Here is a 21,900-nt window from a genome sequence, read left to right as displayed (position 1 = left end):
ACAACGAGCTTTCGGATCGCAATGGAAAAACTCTTAGTCGTCGAAGATGCGCCGGAGATCCGCGAGATGGTCTCGCTGTATCTGGCCAATGCCGGCTATGAGGTGCTGGAAACCGCCTCGGGCCTCGAGTGCCTGCGCCTGTACGACCGCCACCAGCCGGCGGCGGTGATCCTCGATATCGGCCTGCCCGACATCGACGGGCTCAGCGTGGCGGCCCAGCTGCGCAGCAAGAACCCGGAGATCGGCATCATCCTGGTGACCGTGCGCGACGACGACTTCGACCGCGTGGCGGGCCTGGAGACCGGCGCCGACTGCTACATCACCAAGCCGGTGAACCTGCGCGTGCTGCTGGCGCAGATCCGCAGCCTGCTGCGCCGCCGCGGCATCGGCGACAAGCCCAGCCAGGACCTGTGCCTGGGCCCCTACCGGGTCGACCTGCTGCGCCGCCGCATCGCCGACGAGCAGGGCGCCGACGTCAGCCTCACCGCCGGCGAGTTCGCCCTGCTGATCGGCCTCATCGAGCGTCGCGGCAAGGCCGTCAGCCGCCATGACCTGCTCGCCTGCCTGCGCTCCGGAGCCGACGCCGACGATGCCGGCGACCTGCGCACCGTGGACACCCTGGTGGCCCGTTTACGGCGCAAGCTGGAGCTCAATTCGAACCGCCCGCAGCTGATCCAGACCGTCTACGGCAAGGGTTACAAGCTGGCGTTCGAGTCCGAGATGTCAAACTGATGGCGCCGACCGCCTGACGGCTGTCAACCGTTGTTCACAAGCATGAACGGCCACGCCTAGTTCCGCCTTGATTCGGGCGGGGACAATACCTGTTGCTGGAAAAAACCATTGCGACAGTGAGGTCCTCCCCATGACGGTCAAGCGTACTTCCTCCCGTGCCTTCGCAGGCTCCACCCACGGGCAGCGCTTCCAACCCAACCGCATCACCGCAGCGCTGCTGGCCAGCCTCGGTGTGGTACCGGCCTGGGCGGCGGACAGCAACACCATCACCCTGCATGGCGGCAGCTTCGGTGGCGGCGTCAGCGGGATGACCACCGCGACCACCATCAACCCGACCAGCTCCACGGTGACCGACATCACCACCGCCACCGTGCGTGGCGGCACCGGCTTCAACTCCTTCGGCGACTTCAAGGTGGCCCAGGGCAACACGGTGAACCTGCACGTGCCCGGCAGCGCGCAGAACCTGGTCAACCTGGTGCACAACGCCAAGGCCGAGATCAACGGCACCCTCAACGGCTTCAAGGACGGCAAGATCGGCGGCAATGTGATCTTCGCCGACCCTCACGGCCTGGTGGTCGGCGCCCAGGGCGTGGTCAACGTCGGCAGCCTCACCGTCACCACCCCCAGCGCCGCGCAGATGCAGAACCTGGCGACCATCGCCCACCAGGGCAGCGAGGCCCAGACGATTGCTGCGGTCGGCGACCTCACCAGCGGCCAGTACAACGGCTCCAGCACCGGCGAGGTGAAGGTCCAGGGCAAGGTCAACGCCGTCGGCTCGATCAACCTCTTCGCCGCCTCGGCCATCGTCGCCTCCGGCGCCTCGCTGCAGGCCGGCGTCAGTAACGCCGAGACCGTGTTCAAGAACACGGTGAACCTGCAGGGCGTATCCGGCGGCACCGGCGTGGCCCGCGCCGACGGCTCGGTGAAGATCGTCGGCAGCAACGGCGTCGAAGTCAGCGGTGAAGTGGCCGCGCTGATGGCCGACGACTCCGGCGGCAAGGTGCAGATCGCCGCCGGCAACAACGTCGACCTGAAGAGCGGTGCGCGCATCGTCACCACCGGCAGCGCCGGCAAGAATGCGGGCAACGTCATCATCGAGGCGCCGCACATCAACGTCGCCAACAACGCCCAGGTCAACGCCTCGGCCAGTGGCGCCGGTCGCGCGGGCAACATCACCCTGCAGGCCCTGAGCGACATCAGCTGCACCTTCTGCGGCGACGGCAACACCACCCCGGCCGACCTCGACGACCTGCCCACCAAGCCCAAGGCGATCTTCGCCGGCAGTGCCGGCAGCGCCACCATCGCCCTGGACGGCGGTTCCACCCTGGACGCCAGCCATGCCACCGATGGCACCAAGGCCGGCACCGTCACCGTGCAGGCCCTGGCCACCGACCAGCAGCTGGCCGGCTGGGCCAGCGCCAACGCCAGCATCACCGCCAACGGCCTGATCAAGGGCCGCGACATCGTCATCGATGCGCAAAGCAAGACCATCATCAAGCCGCTCTGGGCCAGCAGCCTGCTGAGCCTGGACAACCTCACCGCCTTCGGCGAGCTGTACGACTCGCTCAACCAGTACAACCGCGACGACTTCAAGTCGAAACTGGCGGCCGACCCGGGCAATTTCAGCGAACTGCTGGCGCTGCAGGACATCATCGGCCTGCAGGTGGTCAGCTCCGACGCCAAGGTCAGCATCGGCGCCAGCGCCGACCTCAAGGCCAGCAACAACCTCAGCGTCACCGCCCACAGCACCCGGCAGATCGACAGCAACATCAATGGCAAATTCGAGGGCATCAACAGCCTGATCCCCTTCGGCCTGGGCCTGACCTACGGCAGCATGAGCGGCACCACCTCGGTGGAGGTGCTCAGCGGCGCCAAGCTCACCGTCGGCAAGAACCTGCTGCTGGAAGCCAGCAGCGACAACATGCTCGACCTGGACACCAAGGCGGTGAACAGCCATGACGCCGGCGGCAATGCCCTGACCACCATGGGCATCGCCTTCGGCATGGCCCACACCGACCTGGACACCCACGTCACGGTCACCAAGGGTGCGGTGCTGGACGTCACCGGCGACATCACCGCCCGTGCCGTCACCGAGCAGGACCTCTCCAACACCGTGTCCTTCGAGGCCATCGGCCTGGGCGCCAGCGGCGGCCCGGCCATCGCCCTGGCCGACTACAACAGCAGCACCAAGACCCAGTTCAACGCCGACCTGACCAAGGGCGGCAACCTCAACGTCAGCGCGCTGGACATCATCTACCAGCAGGTCAACAGCGCCGAGGTCCAGGCGGGCAAGAGCTCCTCGAACTTCCTCTATTCCAAGCTCACCAACCCCACCATCAACTTCATCACGCCGAAGATCACCGACCTGCTGGGCATCGCCCTCGACGAGACCAAGCCCACCAACGGCAGCAAGCTGCGCTTCGGCTCGGCCGTGACCATCACCCAGGCCAACCACACTGCCGAGGCCCTGCTGGGCGCCAGCGGCAGCGGGCTCCTGGGCATCGACGTCAGTGGCGACGTCGCCGTACAGGCCCTGCAATACCAGGCCAGCCTGCGCAACACCGCCTCCAGCACCGTCAACGCCAACGTCAAGGAAAAGGACGGCACCAAGTACTCCCTCAGCGTGGCGCTGGTCTACAACGAGCTGGTGCAGAACACCCGCGCGCTGATCGGCGACAACGTCACGGTCAAGGCCAAGCACATCGGCGTCGGCGCCAAGAACGAGCTGCCGATCAACGACCGTGCCGGTGTCGCCTTCACCGGCCTGGACGAGTGGAGCTCGCTGGGCGACGTGTACAGCGGCCTCAAGGGCCTGGCCACCGCCATCGGCAACCCGGGCAGCCTGCCCAGCCAGTACGCCAACGCCACCGGCGAGTCCGACAAGCTCGGCATGGCCGGCGCGGTGTCGGTGATGAAGAACGACATCAACGCGGCGGCCTGGGTCGGTGACAACAGCACACTGAGCACCACCGGGACCGGTGCCTGGCGCAGCGAGCTGTGGAGCGACCTGGACGCCGACGGCAAGGTGCTCAAGACCTGGACCCTGCAGACCGACAACTGGAGCCACACCGCCCTGGCCAACGGCGCCAACAACTGGGCGGCGCCGGTCGCCCTGCTGGCCGAGAACCGCCTGGAGCGCCTGTCGGTGGCCGGCAACTTCGGCATCGCCCTGTTCGGCTCCAAGTCGGAGAAGGGCAGCGCCGTCGGCGCGGGCCTGAACATCGTGCTGCACGACAGCTCGGCGGTCGCCGGCATCGGCGCCGGCACCCAGGTCACCACCAGCGAACTGTCGGTGGCGGCCAAGGAAAAGGACCTGCTGATCAACATCAGCCCCTCCGCCGGCAAGGGCCCCAGCGTCGCCGGCAACGGCTCGCTGGTGCTGGCCCTGGTGGACAGCACGGTGAACGCCTCGATCAACAACGGCGCCACCGTCAAGGCCGACCGCGTCGACCTGGACGCCAGGCACGCGCTGGGCCTGTGGAGCGCTTCCGGCGCCCTCGGCTATTCGGAAGACACCGGCGTCGGCGTCGGCGTGGCGGTCAACCAGATCGACAGCAACATCCAGGCCCTGATCGGCGACAACCGCCAGTGGCGCGCCCTGGGCGGCGCGGGCGTGCTGGGGCTGAAGTCCACCTGGAACGTGGACGAGCTGGACATCCAGGCGCTCTCCAGCGGCCAGAGCGGTGCCTTCTCCCTGGCCGGCGCGGTAGCCCGAACCGACAAGGAGAAGCAGGACGCCGCCACCGCCAACCAGGACGCCGCCGGCGGCGCCCTGAGCAAGGCCACCAGCCTGACGGAATCCATCACCCTGGGCCTGAGCAACGTCGCCGCCGAGCTCAAGGCCAAGTGGAACCAGATGAAGAACCTGCTGGACAGCGACCCGACCCGCACCGGCAACATCCCCGAGTCGTCGCTGGCCGTGGCCGGTTCCGCCAGCGTCAACGTCTCGCGCCAGCGCACCCAGGCCCGCGTGGCCGACGTCGTCCTCGACCCGCGCGACCCCACCAAGAAGGGCAGCAAGGTGTCGGTGCTGGCGCTGAACCAGACCCACCAGCTCAGCGGCTCCGGGGCCGGCGCCATCACCCTGGCGAAGAACGGCAACCAGTCGCAGACCAGCTCGGCGCTGTCCGGCGCCATCGCGGTGAACCTGCTGGGCAACGTCACCACCGCCGAGGTGGCCAACGCCACCCTCAACAACAACGACCTGCTCAAGGTCTACGCCGCCACCGACGGCGACCTGATCGCCATGGGCCTGGGCCTGGCCGTGGCCACCTCCGGCTCGCAGTCCAACGACTCCAAGGCCATCTCCGCGTCCTACGCGCAGTTCGCCAACACCACCCAGGCACGGGTGGTGAACAGCACCGTGACCGGCCGCCAGGCCGCGCCCGGCATCCTCCAGGTGCTGGCCTACGACCGCACCCGCTCGCTGATCGGCGGCGGCGCCTTCGCCGGCGCCAAGGGGGCCAACGGCAGCGCCTATGGCGCGTCCGTGACCCTGGCGGCACTGGCCAACACCATCAGTGCCGAATGGCTGGGCAGCACCGCCAGCAAGTTCGCCAGCCTGGACGTCGGCGCCTACAGCGCCAGCCAGGTGCTGGTGGCCGCCCTCGGCGTGGCCGGCACCTCGGGCGAGGCGGGTGCCGCCTCGCTGTTTGGCGCCTACCTGGACAACCAGGTCAAGGCGCGCGTCGACGGCTACACGCCCAACGGTGGCAGCCTGGTCAAGTCCAGCCTCACCGGCGGCTCGGTCAACCTGCAGGCGCGCAGCGTCTCCGACCTCACCGACCTGGACAGCAAGTTCGACAGCAACGCCGCCGGCACCCTGGCCGGCGCCGACCTGGGCTACGAAGACAGCCTGGCGAGCATCGACGCCAAGGCCACCACCAGCGACGGCAGTGATGCCAACGGTGACGGCCAGTACGACGGCACCACCACCAACCTGTTCGACGGCAAGGTCTCCGGCGAAGCGGTGCTGGGCGTCGCCGGCTCCGTGGCCATCGGCAGCAAGAGCGCCGGTGGCGCCGCCTTCGGCCTGATCTACGCCGGCAGCGACTACCTGGCGAGCATGGCCAACGTCACCACCGACCTGTCCGGCGCCCTCAAGGTCGAGGCCTACAACGCCACCGAAACACTGGCCGCCGCCGTCGGCGTGGCCGGCTCGGGCAAGGACGCGTCGCTGGGTTCCGGCACCGCGGTGATCGACCGTGGCACCGTCACCGCGCAGATCCTCGGCACCGCCGGCGCGCCACTGACCGTCAAGGCCAAGACCCTCGACCTCAGCGCGCAGAAGGCTGGCGGCTACTACTCCCTGGCCGGTGCCATCGCCTTCGGTGGCAAGGGCGCCACCGGTGGCGCCGTGGCGATCACCGACATCGAGCAGACCGTGCTGGCGCAGATGGCCTATGTCACCGCCACCCTGGACGGCACCGCCGGCATCATCGCGGCCCAGGAAAGCCAGATCCGCAGCGTATCCGTGGCCGGCGCCGCCGGTTCCGGTTCCGCCGCGCTGACCGGCTCGGTCAGCTACAACCGCATCGCCGGCACCACCAACGCGCTGCTCAACCAGAGCAACTTCACCGGCAAGGCGCTGAACATCCATTCCACCCAGCCGGGCCTGAGCAACAGCATCTGGTCCGCGGCGGGCAACATCGCCCTGGCCGACAAGGGCGCGGCCATCGGCGCCGCCTTCGCCTACAACCAGCTGAGCGGCACCCGCAGCGCCGCGCTGACCAACAGCACGGTCAACCTCAGCGGCGACCTGGACATCCAGACCGGCCTCGACGGCGAGATCTACGGCATCGCCGTGGGCGCCTCCGGCGCCAGCACGGGCGGGATCAACATCTCGTCGGTGAACAACCTGATCCAGGGCAAGGACTACGCCGCCATCGAGAACAGCACCGTGACCCAGACGGGCGGTGCCGACCTCAATGTCCAGGCCAGCACCAGCAACGGCCTGACCATCGGCTCCCTGGCCGGCGCCGTGACCTACGGCGGCACCGGTTCCTTCGGCGCGGCCTCGGCGGTCAACGTGATCAACGCCGACCGCACCGCGCAGATCACCGGCTCCAGCGTCAGCGGCTTCGACCAGGCACAGGTACGGGTCGCCGCCGACCAGGAAATCAACACCCTCGCCGTCACCGCCGGTGGCGCCGGGGACCTGGCCGCCAATGGCGCGGTGACCACCAGCGTGCTCAAGGGCACCGACCGCGCCACCATCGTCGGCAGCACCCTCGGCGCCAACGGCCTCGACGTGCTGGTGGAGGGCGATCGCACCATCAACGCCCTGGCGGTCACGGTGACCGGCAGCGGCGGCCTGGCGGTCGGCGCGGCCGATGCCAACAGCCTGGTCAGCGTGACCCGCGAGGCGCGCATCGGCACCAGCACCCTGACCCTGGCCGATACCCTCAACGTCAAGACCAACGGCTCCATGGCCGTGCGCTCGGCCGCCGTGGGCGCCGGTGGCGCCGCCAATGCCGCCGTCGGTGCCTCGGTGGCGGTCAACCTGCTCAGCGGCAAGGACCTGGCCACCCTCAGCGGCGTCACCCTCAGCGGCGCCGACACCGTCAACGTGCTGGTGGAAGACGGCACGGCCACGGTCAAGACCCTGGCCGGCAACGTACAGGGCGCGGGCACCGGAGCCGGTGCGGGCGCCGTGGCGGTCACCCAGATCACCCAGGAACGCAAGGCGCTGGTGGAAAACAGCAGCCTGAGCCTGGACGCCAACGCCGCCTTCACCAGCATCAAGGTCTCGGCGCTGACCACCGGTGTGATCGACACCCTGGCCCTCAGCGGCGCCGGGGCGGGCACCGGCGCAGCGGTGTTCTCCAACACCACCAACAGCATCAACGCGGTGACCACTGCGGCCATCGATAACAGCAAGGGCAGCGCTAGCAACCTCAACATCAGTGCCAAGGACGACTCCAGCATCAACTCCCTGGCCGGTGGCGCCGTGGGCGCGGGCTCGGTAGCGGTGGGCGTGGCCACGGCCATCAACCGCATCGGCAACCAGATCGAAGCACGCCTCTCGGGTAACCGTGACGCCAGTGCCTGGTCGCTCAAGCAACTGCTGGTGCAGGCGGATTCCGATGCGCGCATCCGCTCGGCGTCCATCTCCGCCGGGGTTTCCGGCGCGGTGACGGTCTCCGCCGGTGTCGCCAGCAACCTGCTGACCACCGCGGTGAAGTCGCTGATCAGCGGCGGTGCCCTGGTCAAGGCCGACGAGGACGTCGGCGTGCTCGCCTCCAGCCGCGATGTGGTGCAGTCCTACGCCGCCGTGGTCGCCGGGGGCGGCAACGCCGCGGTTTCCGGCCTGGTCACGGTCAACCAGCTGGAAAACACCACCACCGCCGCCATCACCGGTACGGCCACCAAGGTCGACGCCCGGGGCAACGGCAGCAACGGCCTGTCGGTGGACAACGGCGTATTGGAGAACGCGCCGGATGTCGGCGCCTGGACCGATCCCAAGCAGTTCAACCCGGTGGCCGACCTGCGCACCGGCCGCGAGACCGTGCATGGCCTGGCCGTACGCGCCAGCTCCCTGCAGCAGCTGGGCCAGCTCAGCGCCGCCGCGGCCATCAGCGTCGAGCCGATCGCCAGCGCCGCCGTCACCCTGCTCAGCAACACCGGCCTGGTCTCGGGCTCCACCCAGGCCTATATCGAAGACGCCAAGATCAACCAGGACGGTGGCAACGCCAATGCCAACGCGGCCCAGCAGGTCAGCGTCGGCGCCTCCAGCCATGCCTTCGGCCTGGGCGGCCTGGTGGGCATCGCCGCGGGCGTGGGCATCACCTCCGTGGCCGCCAACGTCGACACTGCGGTGTTCAGCCGCGACGTCAAGGCGCGCCTGAGCAACGTCACCCTCGCCAGCAAGGGCGAGACATCGGTACGCGCCAATTCCACCCAGGCCGCCAGCAGCGTGCTCACCACCATCGGTGGCGGCATCACCGGCGTGGCCGCCACCACCAGCGTGCTCAACCTCAAGGGCAGCACCCAGGCGCTGATCGAGAAGGCCAGCAGCCTCAACGTGGGCAGCCTCAAGGTCGCCGCCTCGGCGGTCAATCGCCTGTCGCCCAACCTCTATGTGGGCGCAGGCGGCGCCGGTGCCCTGGGTGCCGGCGTGGCCTACGCCAGCAACCTCTCCACCGTGCGTGCATGGGTCGGCGATGCCGCCACCGGCACGGGCACCGGGACCACCAAGGTCACCACCAGCGGTGCCATCGGCATCGACGCCCAGAGCACCACCAGCGTCTCCAGCCAGTCGGTCAGCGCGGCCGGTGGCGGCGTCGGCGCGGCGGGCTCGATCAACGTGGTGATGCTGGAGAACACCACCGAAGCCGGGGCCAGCCGCAGCGAATTCGGCAGCTCGGGCGCCCGCGCTGGCAGCCTGAGCATCACCGCCAAGGACCGCCTCGACGCCAAGCTCACCGGCGGCTCCGTGGCCGTCGGCGGTTCCGCCTACGGCGCCACTGCCGATGTGCTGGTGGCCAACAGCGCCACCCGCGCGCAACTCAACGACAGCACCGCCTGGCTCAGCGGCGCCCTGAAGATCGACGCCCTGCGTGAAGTGGATGCGCGCCTGATCAGCGTCACCGGCGGTCTCTCCGGCAGCTCCGCCCTGGGCGGCAGCATCGGCCTGCTGCTGCTGGGCTCCGGCACCCTCACCCAGCAGGGCAGCAACCCGCTGGACGAGCTGGACAACAACGGCAACGGCACCCTTTCCCTGGTGGACAAGAGCGCCACCCGCAGCAACACCGCGCTGACCTACCAGAGCCTCGACACCAGCGGCGAGCGTGCGGTGGTCAGCAACACCAGCAGCACGGACGAGACCGCGCGCCTCGACCAGGCCACCACCAGCGCCAAGGTCAAGGACCGCCTCAAGACCAACACCGCCTACAAGCAGGAAACCGTCGCCCGGGTCAGTGGCAGCAGCGTGGACGCCAATGGCGCGGCCACCATCGCCGCCACCGACAAGCTGTATTCCAGCAACCTCGCCGGCAGCGTCATGGCCGGTGGTACCGCCTTCGGTGCCGGCATCGCCTACACCCTGTCCAACGCCCGCGTGGCGGCGGAAATCCTCGGCGGCAGCCTCAAGGCCGCCAGCCTCGACCTGAAGTCCGCGGCCCTGGGCCTGGACGGCAAGACTGCGGTCAACGTACAAGCCATCGCCGGCACCGCCGGCCTGGGCGTCGGCCTCGGTGCCGCCGTCGGCGTGGCGGTGATGAACAACCTGGTGGGCACCACCCTGGGTGGCACCATCACCACCACGGGCGAGCTGAAAGGCCAGGCCAGCGACAGCCAGGGCCTCGACGTGCAGGCCCTGGGCGTGGCCGCCGCCGGTGGCACCGCCGCCGGCCTGGTGCTGGGCGTGGCCCAGCACGACAGCCAGGTTTCCCTGCTGGTGTCCCCCGGCGCGACCCTCACCGGCAGCGACATCACCCTCGGCAGCGCCTCCCAGGGCCCGGTGGCCCTCAAGGCCCAGGGTGCCGCCGGTGGCCTGGCCGTCGGCCTCAACGCCAGCGTGCTGGTGGCCCGTGACGCCAGCAGCGCCACCCTCGACGTCGGCAACGGCGCCAAGCTGCTGGCCGGCAATGCCATCAACCTCAGCGCCCGCGCCACCCCGCAGGTCAAGGCGGAAAGCCTCGGCGTCGCCCTGGGCGGCGCCTTCAGCGCCGGTGCCACGGTAATCGATGCCATCGCCGACGCCACCGCGCGCCTGAGCCTGGCCGCCAACAGCCAGCTGAAGGCGAAGAGCGCCAGCCTGGCTGCGCAGATCACCCGCAGCGGCGACAACGACACCCTGAACATCAAGGGCGTCGGCGTCAGCGGCGGTATCGGCCTGTCGGCCAACGCCGTGGTCGCCACCGCGCGCAACGGCAGCACCGCGCTGCTGGAGAGCGCCGACAGCAGCCTGTTCACCGGCCTTTCCAACGACGGCACCTGGAGCTTCCAGGCCGCCACCGACGTGCGCCAGCGCGCCGGCGTCGAAGGCTATGCCGCCGGCCTGCTGACCCTGGGCGCCAGCGTCGCCAAGGCCACCTCCACCACCTCGACCCAGGCCCTGGTGGGCGGCCGCTTCGCCGGCGCCTCGGGCACCCTGAAAGTCGGCGCTACCGCCGTGGTCGACAACCTGGCCCGCGCCACCGCCGGCCAGGGCGGCCTGATCAGCGGCGCCGCCTCGGTGGCCATCACCGGCGACACCGGCACCACCAAGGCCAGGCTCTATGCCCGTGGCGCCGATGACAGCAGCAACCGCAACGCGCTGTTCAAGGCCGTCGAGCTGGCGGCCCTGCACCAGTCCGTGTTCAACGCCTTCGTCGACAGCGTCAACGCCTCCCTGGTCGGCGCCAGCGGCGCCCATGCGCAGAACGACCTGACCCTGACCACCACCAGCGAGCTGGCCGGTGGCTCGCGCCTGGAAACCTACGCCTACGAGCAGAGCGCCAAGGCCCTGGTGACCAAGGCCCAGAGCAGCGATTACAACGTGCGCTCCGGTTCCGGCGGCGTGGTCGACGCGGCGGCGGCGCAGAGCGTCTCCACCCTGTCGCTGAACACCAACGCCCTGGTGGGTGCCAGTGCCTACCTGCACCTGATCGGCGACTTCCGCGTGCCGGTCAACCTGCTGGTCAGCGCCTACAACCAGGTCACCGCCTACGACAAGGTGCGCCTGGACAGCGGCGGCGCCATCTCCATCGCCCTGGCCAAGTCCCAGGTCAACGTCAAGCAGAGCAAGGCCGGCGTCGCCATCGGCGAGAGCGCCGACCTGTCGAGCATCGGCGACATCGTCCTCAGCGGCAGCGGCGACTACCTGATCGACACCGCCGTCACCGCCAAGACCTGGGGCCTGGCCGGTGCCGCCCAGGGCTCGACCCTGGCCAAGGTCATCGCCGACTACGACGTCGACATCGCCAAGAACTCCACCCTGCTGGGCTACGGCGACATCCGCCTGTACGCCGGCCGCAGCGCCGCCGGCAAGTCCAGCCAGGCGACCCTGACCGCGCGCACCGACCTGTGGAACAACACCGCCTTCCCGGTTTCCACCAAGCCCAACGCCGATGCCGCCTATGTGCGCACCAGCGACATCAATGTCGCCGGCGGCGCCCAGGTGAACAGCGTTGGCGATATCTACGCCTACGCCGACAAGGGCTACGGCAACCTGCTGGGCAAAGGCGTGGCCAAGGACCTCTACACCGAGGCCCTGAGCGCGCTCGGCCTGTCGGTGGAGATCGAATCCGGCAGCGCCACCAACACCTCCACCAGCGTGGTGAAAGTCGATGGCGCCCTGAATTCCGGCTACTACAACAAGCGCTCGGTGCACATCGAGGGCCTGGAGTACTGGGTCAACGGGGTGAAGAAGACCCTGGCCGAGATCGCCGCGATGAACATCGCCGACAGCGACACCCTGGTGGTGAAGCCGAAGGTGACCACCAGTGACAGCAACATCACCTACCGCCTGGTGGAGGGCGTCTACTCGCAGTTCATCACCAAGCGCCTGGCCGAGCTGGACAAGCAGCTCGCCAACTACGGCCTCTCCGCGGTCGAGCGCACCGCCATGACCGCCGAGCAGACCGTGCTGCGCAAGGCGCTGGACAAGCTCTACACCGAGATGGGCGGCAGCAGCGCCGGTGGCGCCAGCCTGGCCCGCGACCAGAGCATCTGGATCTTCGAGCTGGACCCGATTCTGGCCAAGCCGGGCAACGTCTTCGTCACCGGCGACGCCCTGGTCGGTGCTGGCAAGCTCAACGCCCCGGGCGACGCGGCCATTACCGTGACCAACGACAGCTCGGCCTTCCTGCGCATCCTTGGCCTGGAAGTGCCGTACCGCGAAGGCGGCCAGCTGCTGTTCAACGATGCCTCGCTGAGCACCGCCTCGGCGATCAACGGCGCCAACGCCACCGGCTACAAGGGCCAGGCCAACTTCTCGGCGATCACCGTCTCGGGCAACTCGCCGGACCCGGTCATCACCGTGGTCAACAACTACGACCCGTCCAAAGGCGTCACCGGCCAGGACGGCCTGCGCGCACCGGCGCCGGACATCTATATCGCCGGGCGCATCTTCAACCAGCGCGGCCTGGTTACGGTCAAGGCCGAGTTCGGCAGCATCTACGCCAACTCCGACATCCGCGGCAAGACGCTGGCCATCAGCGCCGGGCGCGACTTCGTGCTCAACTCCGCCGACCCGTTCTTCCATGTCGGCGGCGACCCGGCGGCCCCCGGTAACAACGACGGTACCAAGACCACCGGCCCGGCGGCCGGCTCCGGCGTGGTGGCCGGCAACAACGTGGTGATCAGCGCCCAGTACCTGAACATCAACGGCCTGGTGCAGAGCGGCGTGCCCTTCTGGACCGCCACCATCGACGCCAGCACCGCGCTGGACGCCATCATCGCTGCCGGCCAGGCGGCCTACGATGCGAAGAAGGGGCCGTCCTTCCTGCAGCTCAAGGCGCGCAACCTGCGTACCGGCGAGCTGGGCTACGGCTACGACTTCGCCACCCGCAGCATCGTGCTCGACTCGGTGGACGTGGCCGGCGGCTACATGGAGCTCACCGGCTACATCATGAGCACCGGCAACGGCCAGCTGAACGTGCTGGACGGCTACAGCCAGGTGCAGGTGAAGAACACCAGCAACTACCAGATCGGCCTCAACCAGATCGACCTGGGCAGCGGCACCGAAGGCACCCTGCGCATCAACGATGTGCGCCGCGACGTCGCGGGCAACGAGTACGTCTGGTCGTCCATCTACACCCGCGACTTCAACACCGCCACCGGCCTGTACAACGTGATGCTGCGCCAGGGCTACAGCAATAACGTGCTGACCCAGGCCAACGTGCGCATTGGCGACGGCCGCACCGCCACCTACACCCCGGTGAGCGGCCGCTCCTACGTCTGGCTCGGCGGCGCGGACCGCACCGCCACCACCACCAACGTCTACTACAAGGACAGCTTCTGGGGCGCCTTCAAGGTCGGCGAGGGCAACCTCTACTCCACCTCCACCAAGACCAGTGCCGAGCGCCCGATCGACGGCGCCGAGTACATGGGCACCAGCGGTGGCCTGGCCGGCGGCGTGATCAAGAAGGAAACCGAGATCAAGGACACCGGCGACTCCAACACCGAGAGCAGCAGCTGGACCAGTTGCGAGAAGTGGTTCCTCTGGTGCCAGGTCAAGCGCAGCTGGATGCAGACGGTCACCGCCAAGGGCCAGAAGGTCATCAACCGCTACACCGTGGCGGCGGACAATGCCATCAACATCGGCTTCATCGGCTATGACAGCGGCCTGATCGACGTCAACTCGAAAGGCAACGTGGTGCTGCTGGGCTCGCTGTTCAACCAGAACGGCGACACCAAGATCAACACCAGCGGCTCCCTGACCCAGGGTGCCGCCGGCGCGGTGGTGCAGGCGAAGAACCTGACCCTGGACGCCGGCACCGGCATCGGCAGCAGCGCCCAGGCCCTGCGCGTGCAGGTGGGCAACCTGCTGTCGGCCAAGTCGCTGAAGGGTGACATCAACATCGCCGGCATCAACGGCGGCCTGAACATCAGCCGCCTGGAAGCGCTGGCCGGCAACCTCAGCCTCAAGGCCCAGGGCAACATCACCACCGCCAACGGTGCGGTGCTGCGCGGCCACGGCATCAGCCTGACTTCCACCCACGGCGCCATCGGTGCCGCCGGGGCCCTGGTGAACATCGACACCAACACCGACAACGGCGCCATCACCAGCTCGGCCCCCAGCCTCAACGCCCAGTCCGTGGGCGGCGTGTTCCTCAACGAGGTGAGCGGCGACCTGTCGGTGGACCAGGTGATCACCGGTGGCGACGTGCACCTGAAGGTGGTCAATGGCGACCTGCTGGACGGCAACACCTCGCTCTCCTACGACGAGCGCGACCTGGCCAAGCTGCGTGCCCTGTGGACCGAAATGGGCCTCACCGGCGCCGAAGCCGATGCCGCCCTGGCCGAACAGAAGGCGCAGATGCTCAAGGCCGGCCAGGCCAGCTACGCACGCTACTGGCAGCTGCGCGACGGCCAGGTCTTCGACCTGGACCAGGTGGCCTTCAGCCAGGCCCAGGTGGCCCAGCTCAAGGGCCTGGGCCTGAGCGACGCGCAGATCGCCACCGAGCAGGCCCGTGCCGAGGCCGACTACCTGGCCCTGCACGAGCAGTTCGGCGGCGCCGCCTACGACGCCAACTACCAGTACGCGCTGTCCACCCAGGACCAGAACGCCCTGGACAAGACCGCCAAGTGGAGCGAGGAGCAGCTGCGCTACTCGCTGTCCTCGGCGCTGGTGAACCGTGGCACCGACACCCAGGTGAAGATCGAGAAGGTCAACATCCAGGGCGCCAACATCACCCTCGACGCCAAGCGCGTCGGCAAGGTGCTGGCCAACGACGTCACCGTCGACCTCAACCAGGGCGTGGCCAACCTCACCCCGGCACAGCTCGCGGCCCTCGGCGGCGCCGAGCTGGACGACATCTACGTCGACGACGCCAGCAACCCCAACAAGCTGCGCATCGTCCAGCGCGACGACATCAACATCGTCGCCTCGGGCAACATCAACGTCACCGCCAGCAGCGACGTCTACCTGGGCGGCACCCAGGACCTGAACATCTACAACGTCCAGGGCGACACCGTGCGCATCAAGACCGATGGCAACATCGAGAGCGCCCGTGGCAGTGCGGTGGTGGTACGCGGCAGCGACGTGGTGCTGGAATCTTCCGGTGGTTCCATCGGCGGCAAGGCCAGCCTCAACATCGACGTCACCGGCGAGCTCACCGCCCGCGCGGCCAAGGCCATCAACCTGACCCAGGCCGGCAACCTCAGCATCCAGCGCCTGACCACCGGCAACGGCCCGCTGACCCTCAACGTCGGCGGCAACCTGAGCGGCGTCGGCCTCTACGGCGAGCACCTGCTGGCCGGCGGCGACATCCTGCTCAAGGTCGGTGGCAACGTCGGCGACGCCAGCCACCGCGTGCAGCTCAACAGCCAGACCGACGAGATCGACCTCGACGTGGGCGGCGACGCCTACATCGGCGCCATGCAGGGCGCCAACCCGGCCAAGGGCACGCTGCGCCTGCGCCTGGCCGATGTCGACGGCCTGCTGAGCATCGCCCAGGTCAACAACCTGGTGCAGAGCGGCGACTGGACCCTGGGCTCGGCGCTGCTGGACATCAGCCACGACTGGACCATGGACGCCGGCAAGCAGGTCACCGCCAGCGGCACCCTGGACGCCTCCATCGCCAACCTCGCCAGCCTCGGCGCCCTGAGCGCCAAGGACCTGGACATCGAGGCCGGCACCCTGCAGGGCAACGCCAACGGCGTGCTGTGGAGCGCCGACAACGTGGCACTCGCCAGCACCCTCGGCGACATCGGCCTGAGCACCCGCCACGCCAAGGTCGCGGGCAAGGACGTGCAGGTCGACGCCAAGGGCAAGCTGTTCCTCGACCTGGTCGGTGGCGTCACCTCCGGTCACCTGGTCAGCCAGGGCGACCTGCTGCTCAACACCCTGGGCAACGTCACGCTGGCCAAGGTGCAGAGCGAGCAGGGCAAGGCCAAGCTGGTCGGCACCGGTGCGCTGGACATCGGCACCCTCAAGGCGCGCAACGCCGTCGACGCCTCCGGCGCCGGCGTGAGCCTGGCCCTGGGCGAGCTGACCAGCGAGCAGGGCGACCTGCTGGTGGACATCGGCGGCGCCTTCTCGGCCACCACCGTCAACGCCAGCCATGGCCTGTGGAGCCTGAAGGCGGCCAGCGCCAACATCGGCAGCGTGGCTATCGACGGCAACGTCGACATGACCCTGGGCGGCGACCTGCTGCTGGGCCAACTGGACGTGGGCGGCCACTGGAACCTCAAGGCGGTCAAGGCCGACGTCACCCGCGCCGGCATCGACGGCGCCACCGACCTCGACCTGACCGGTGCCCTGACCCTGGGCAGCCTGGTGGGCAAGGGCACCTTCAACCTCGACGGCACTCGCGCCGATATCGGCAGCCTCACCGCCGACGGCCTGGTGGACATGAACCTCAGCGGCCAGCTGGAGCTGGACAGCCTGACCGGCAAGGTCGGCTGGGAGCTGAAGGCGGGCAGCGCCGATATCGGCACCGCCGGTATCACCGGCAACGTCAAGCAGACCATCGCCGACGCGCTGGAGATGGATTCGCTCACCGCCAGCGGCAGCTGGACCCTGAACGGCGGCACCTCCGGCCTGGACAGCAGCCTGGTGAAGAAGGCCGACGTCCTCGGCATCGTCAATCTCGACCTGAAGCATGCGCTGAAGCTGGATGAGCTGATCGCCGGCAACGCCGTGACCCTCAAGGGCACTAGCGCCGACATCGGCAGCATCGATGCCCAGGGCCAAGTGGGCATGACCCTCAGCGGCAACCTCGAACTCGACAGCCTCACCGGCAAGTCGGGTTGGGACATGAACGCAGCCAGCGCCGATATCGGCTCTGTGGAGGTAACCGGCAACGCCAAGCAGACCGTCGCCGGCAACCTCGACATGGATTCGCTCAAGGCCGGCGGTAGCTGGGTCCTGGTGGGCGGCACCTCCGCCCTGGGCAGCAGCCATGTGGGCAAGGCCGACATCACCGGCCTGGTGGACCTGGACCTGAAGCACGTCCTGACCCTGGACGAGCTGACCGGCCGCAGCACCCTGAAGCTGCGCGGCACCGATGCCACCCTCGGCACCGCCGAGGTCACCGGCACCAGCGATATCGGCCTCAGCGGCGACCTCAAGGCGACCTCGCTCACCTCCGGCGGCAACGCCGACCTGGTGCTGGGCAGCGGCTCGGCCATCGGCACGCTGGACGTCACCGGCGACCTCGACCTCAAGGTCAAGGGCGCCCTGGGCCTCGGCCTGGCCAAGGCCAGCGGCAACGCCGAACTGACCCACACCGGCCTGGCCGGCACCGCGCTGAAGTACAACGAGCTGGCCATCGGCGGCACCCTCGACGTCACCGGCCCCGGCGACTGGACCGGTGGCAAGGCCGTGGTCAATGGCGATGCCCGCTTCGATGTCGGCAGCGCCGACCTGGGCAGCCTGGACAGCACCACCGGCCGCCTGTCGCTCAAGGCCGCGAAGCTGTTCGCTGCCGACGAGCTGCACAGCCGCCTCAAGGACGTGGACCTGGTTTCCGCCAGCGCCGATCTGGGCACTGTCAGCGCCACCACCACCCTCACCGCGCTGACCAACGGCAACCTGACGATCTTCACCGGCATCGCCGGCGGCGATCTCAGCCTGAAGACCGTGGCCGGTTCCCTGGGCACCATCCGCTTCGGCAAGCTGGCCGACCCGAACGACCCCACCGTGCTGGTCCCGGTGCACCTGGGTTCGGACGAGAACATCACCGTCGAGACCGATGGCGATGTGTTCGGCGGCAACGCCGTGGCCGACAAGCTGGTCAGCCTCAAGGGCCGCAACCTGTTCTTCGGCAAGGTGCAGAGCCTCGACGAGGACGTGTTCCTGCAGAGCACCGGCCTGCTGGCCGATGGCAATGGCGATATCACCGGCCTGCTGGTGGAAGCCAAGCGCGACGTCTCGATCATCGCCAACGGCGACCTGTCGATGCCCACCGTGAAGTTCGGCGGCACCTACTCGCTGAAGGCCGGCCGCGACCTGGTGGTCGGCGTCGGTGGTGACCTGGACGTGAGCGGCTACGCCGAAGCGGGCCGCGACCTGACCTTCCTGATCGCCGGCAAGGTGCACCTGAAGGGCGTCACCGCGGGCCGCCACATCAGCATCGAGTCGGGCAAGTCGATCAACATCGACGAGACCGTCACCGGCGGCGGCAAGATCGTCCTCACCGCCCGCGACGGCGACCTCAACGTGGGTGGCGGCATCCTCTCCACCGCCGTGCCCTACAACGGCGAAGTGCTGGCCGGCGACGTGGTACTGAGCGCCTCGGGCGACATCGTCACCCCGCTGATCAGCGTCGCCGCCGGCAACCTCGACGTCGAAGGCCACAGCCTGAAGCTGGGCGATATGACCACCAGCGGCGTGGTCGACCTGGTCGCCCGCGGCCTGATCGACGTCACTGGCATCAGCCAGAGCGGCGGTTACCAGCACTGGCAGGCGGCCGACAGCATCAAGGTCGGTGGCGGCATCGTCACCACCGGCCTGGACCTCGACGGCAACCGGCTGGTTGGCGACGTGGTGCTGAGCGCCAGCAACGACATCAGCAGCCCGCTGATCCAGGTGGCAGCCGGTGATCTGGACGTACAGGGCCACAGCCTGAAACTGGGCGACATGACCACCAGCGGCGTGGTCGACCTGGTCGCTCGCGGCCTGATCGACGCCAGCGGCACCAGCCAGAGCGGCGGCTACCAGAACTGGCAGGCGGCCGACAGCATCAAGGTGGGTGGCGGCATCGTCACCACCGGCTTGGATCTGAACGGCAACCTGCTGACCGGCAATGTGATCCTCAAGGCCGGCAACGACATCACCAGCCCGCTGATCCGCGTGGCGGCCGGCGATATCGAGGCCGAGGGCCACAGCCTGCGCCTGGACGCCATGGCCGCCAGCGGCGATATCGACCTGCTGGCCCGTGGCCTGATCCGCGTCAGCGGCACCAGCCAGAGCGGCGGCTACCAGCAATGGCACGCCGACGACAGCATCTTCTTCGACCGCCTGCTGGCTCAGGGCCAGGCGCTGCTGGACAGCTACACCGATACCCGTGGCCGCGTGCTCAGCGCCGACCAGGGTGCGGTGGTCAAGGCGGGCTGGCGCAACGGCGTGGCCAGCGATGCGGGCATCTACCTGGACAGCGCCACCGCGCCGAAGCTGAGCCTGTGGTCCGGCAACCTGGTGCGCGTCGCCAATGCCGCCATCGGCCAGTCCGCCGACCTGCACGGCGTCGACATGGAGCTGTACGGGCGCCACACCGGCAGCGGCCAGCTGAACCTGTGGGTGGAAGGCGCCGGCGACCGCTACGCCAAGCGTTTCGTCAGCGTGCTGGATGCTGCCGACATCCTGATGCCGCGCCTCTACGCGGTGGACAGCACCCTGACCACCACCGGCCAGCGCGTGGACATCAAGGATGCCGAAGGCGTCGACCTGCTCAAGCTGTACACCGCCCAGGCCGCCGTGCTGATGGACAACCTGACCCCGGCCTACCAGCCGCTGGCCGACGTGCAGCTCTACGAGCTGGACAAGGCCTTCCAGCTGAAGCAGGACGGCCTGGTGAGCAACACCAGCGCCTACGTGGTGCACCGCAAGACCACCCACCAGGTGCTGGTGACCAACTTCAGCGAAACCCATGCCGAGAACGCAGCCGACACCGGCGTGCTCTACCAGGGCATCAGCGCCGCCCGCTACAGCGAGCAGCACCTGTCCAACGGCCTGGTGCAGAAGCGCCTGGAGTCGGTGATCCACAACGCGGTGCCGGTGCCGCCGAACGCCGCGCCGCTGCCGAAGTTCAGCACCGGCGGCGTCAACACCGTGATGAACCTGGACGACGAGCCGCAGCCGCAGTTCAGCCAGCACAGCGAGCAGGACGATAAGGACGAGGTAACCAAGTGGTCTCTCTGAACAAGGCGGGCCACGGGTTCCGCGTTTACTCCCGGCAGCCGCTGATCCTGGCGCTGCTCCTGGCCGGTGGCGCGCAGGCGGCGACCCTGCCGCCGGCAGGCATTCCCGGGCAGGTGGACCCGAGCCTGCAGCGCGAGCAGATCGAGCGCATCCAGCGCCAGCGTACGGAAGACGAGCGCGCCCGGCGCATCGAGGTACCCGCCCTGCGCGGCGAGGCACCCGAGGAGCAGGTGCTGCAATCCCAGGGCGAGCGCTTCGAGCTGCGCGGGGTGAGCTTCAACGCCTCGGTGTTCCTGGCCAAGGAGACCCTGGAAGGCATCGCCCGCAACTACGTGGGCCGGCCCATCAGCTTCGCCGACCTCAACGCGCTGCTGCGCGAGGTCAATGCCCATTACGAAGAGCAGGGCCAGCTCACCGCGCGGGCCATCATCGCCCCGCAGAACCTGGACGACGGCGTGCTCAAGGTGGTGCTGGTGGAGGCCAAGGTCGACGGCATGGCCTGGCAGGACCGGCGCAGCGTGGACGAAGCCTTCTACGAGGACCGCCTGGCGGTGAGCAAGGGCCAGACCCTCGACAGCACCGCGCTGATGACCTCGATCCAGCGCTTCAACGCCACCACGCCGGGCCCGCAGGTCAGCGCCAGTCTGGCGCCGGGGCAGAGCTTCGGCACCACCCGCGTCGACCTCCAGGCCTTCGAGCCGGACCCGCTGCAGTGGAGCCTGTTCCTCAACAACTACGGCAACGAAGGCACCGGCCGCGAGCAGTACGGCGGCAGCCTGACCTGGTTCTCGCCCACCGGCGTGGCCGACGCCCTGAGCGCCGTGGTGGTGGCCACCGACGGTTCGCAGTACGGCAGCCTGCGCTACAGCCGCCCGGTGAACCGCTACAACGGCGTGGTCTACGTCGAGGCCGGCGCCAACACCCTGGAGATCCAGACCGGCCCGCTGGCGGCGCTGAACATCGAGGGTGATTCGCAGACCTACGGCCTGGGCTACGACCACCCCTACTGGGTCGACGAGCACTGGCAGCTGCTGGGCGGCATCGGCTACAGCCACCAGAACTCGGAAACCACCATCGAAGGCCTGACCCTGAGCGAGACCAGCGCCGACGAAGTGGTGCTCAAGGGCCAGGTGGAATACCGCGCCGCGCCCTGGTACCTGCGCTACGAACAGCGCCTGCGCCAGGCCAACACCGACAACCAGGTGAACGGCGAGAGCGGCAGCTACCAGCTGCTCAACGGCAACGCCTACGCCAGCCGTGACCTGGGCGAGCGCTTCCAGCTGGTGGGCCGCTTCGGCTGGCAGTACGCCAGCGACACCGAGACGCTACCCTCCACGCTGCTCTACCAGTTCGGTGGCATCAGCAGCGTGCGTGGCTACGACCCGGGCGTGATCGCCTCGCCCCAGGGCATGACCCTGAACCTGGAGGCGTACTGGAATATCGATGAACGGTGGCAACCGTTCGTATTCTTCGACTACGGTCGTGCCATGGAGCTGGGCACCGCCGATGTCGACCTGCAAAGCGTCGGCGCTGGTCTTAACTTCAACTGGGGTCGCCACCTGAGCATCAGCCTGGTGGCGGCCAATACCCTCAAGGATGTGGTGCCCGATCAGGACAGCGGACAGGTCCTGGCGCAGATCGTCATCCGTTAATCGTTT

General features: G+C 68.6%; 3 protein-coding genes. All 3 read left to right on the top strand.

Annotated features, from left to right (window positions below; all coding sequences use genetic code 11):
• Positions 1–21: 21 nt before the first annotated feature.
• The 3 genes from OEJ36_RS07820 to OEJ36_RS07810 all read left to right on the top strand — a co-directional run bounded on the left by OEJ36_RS07820 (position 22) and on the right by OEJ36_RS07810 (position 21,894).
• The gene (locus OEJ36_RS07820) at positions 22–732 is read left to right on the top strand and encodes a response regulator transcription factor (RefSeq protein WP_263401007.1); all 711 of its coding nucleotides are present in this window, start codon (positions 22–24) and stop codon (positions 730–732) included.
• A 130-nt stretch (positions 733–862) separates the two neighbouring features.
• On the top strand, positions 863–20,242 hold the full coding sequence (locus tag OEJ36_RS07815) for a leukotoxin LktA family filamentous adhesin (protein ID WP_263401006.1): 19,380 nt from the start codon (positions 863–865) through the stop codon (positions 20,240–20,242).
• Positions 20,230–21,894: a ShlB/FhaC/HecB family hemolysin secretion/activation protein gene (locus tag OEJ36_RS07810; RefSeq protein ID WP_263401005.1), complete on the top strand. Its 1,665-nt coding sequence runs from the start codon at positions 20,230–20,232 to the stop codon at positions 21,892–21,894. The genes OEJ36_RS07815 and OEJ36_RS07810 overlap by 13 nt, the downstream gene beginning before the upstream one ends.
• The last annotated feature ends 6 nt before the right edge of the window (positions 21,895–21,900 follow it).

Origin of the sequence: Pseudomonas sp. PDM13 (genome assembly GCF_025685765.1) — a bacterium.
Taxonomy (GTDB): domain Bacteria; phylum Pseudomonadota; class Gammaproteobacteria; order Pseudomonadales; family Pseudomonadaceae; genus Metapseudomonas; species Metapseudomonas solani.
The sequence above is the reverse complement of the archived record's forward strand: the minus strand, read 5'-3'. Positions and strand labels throughout refer to the sequence as shown.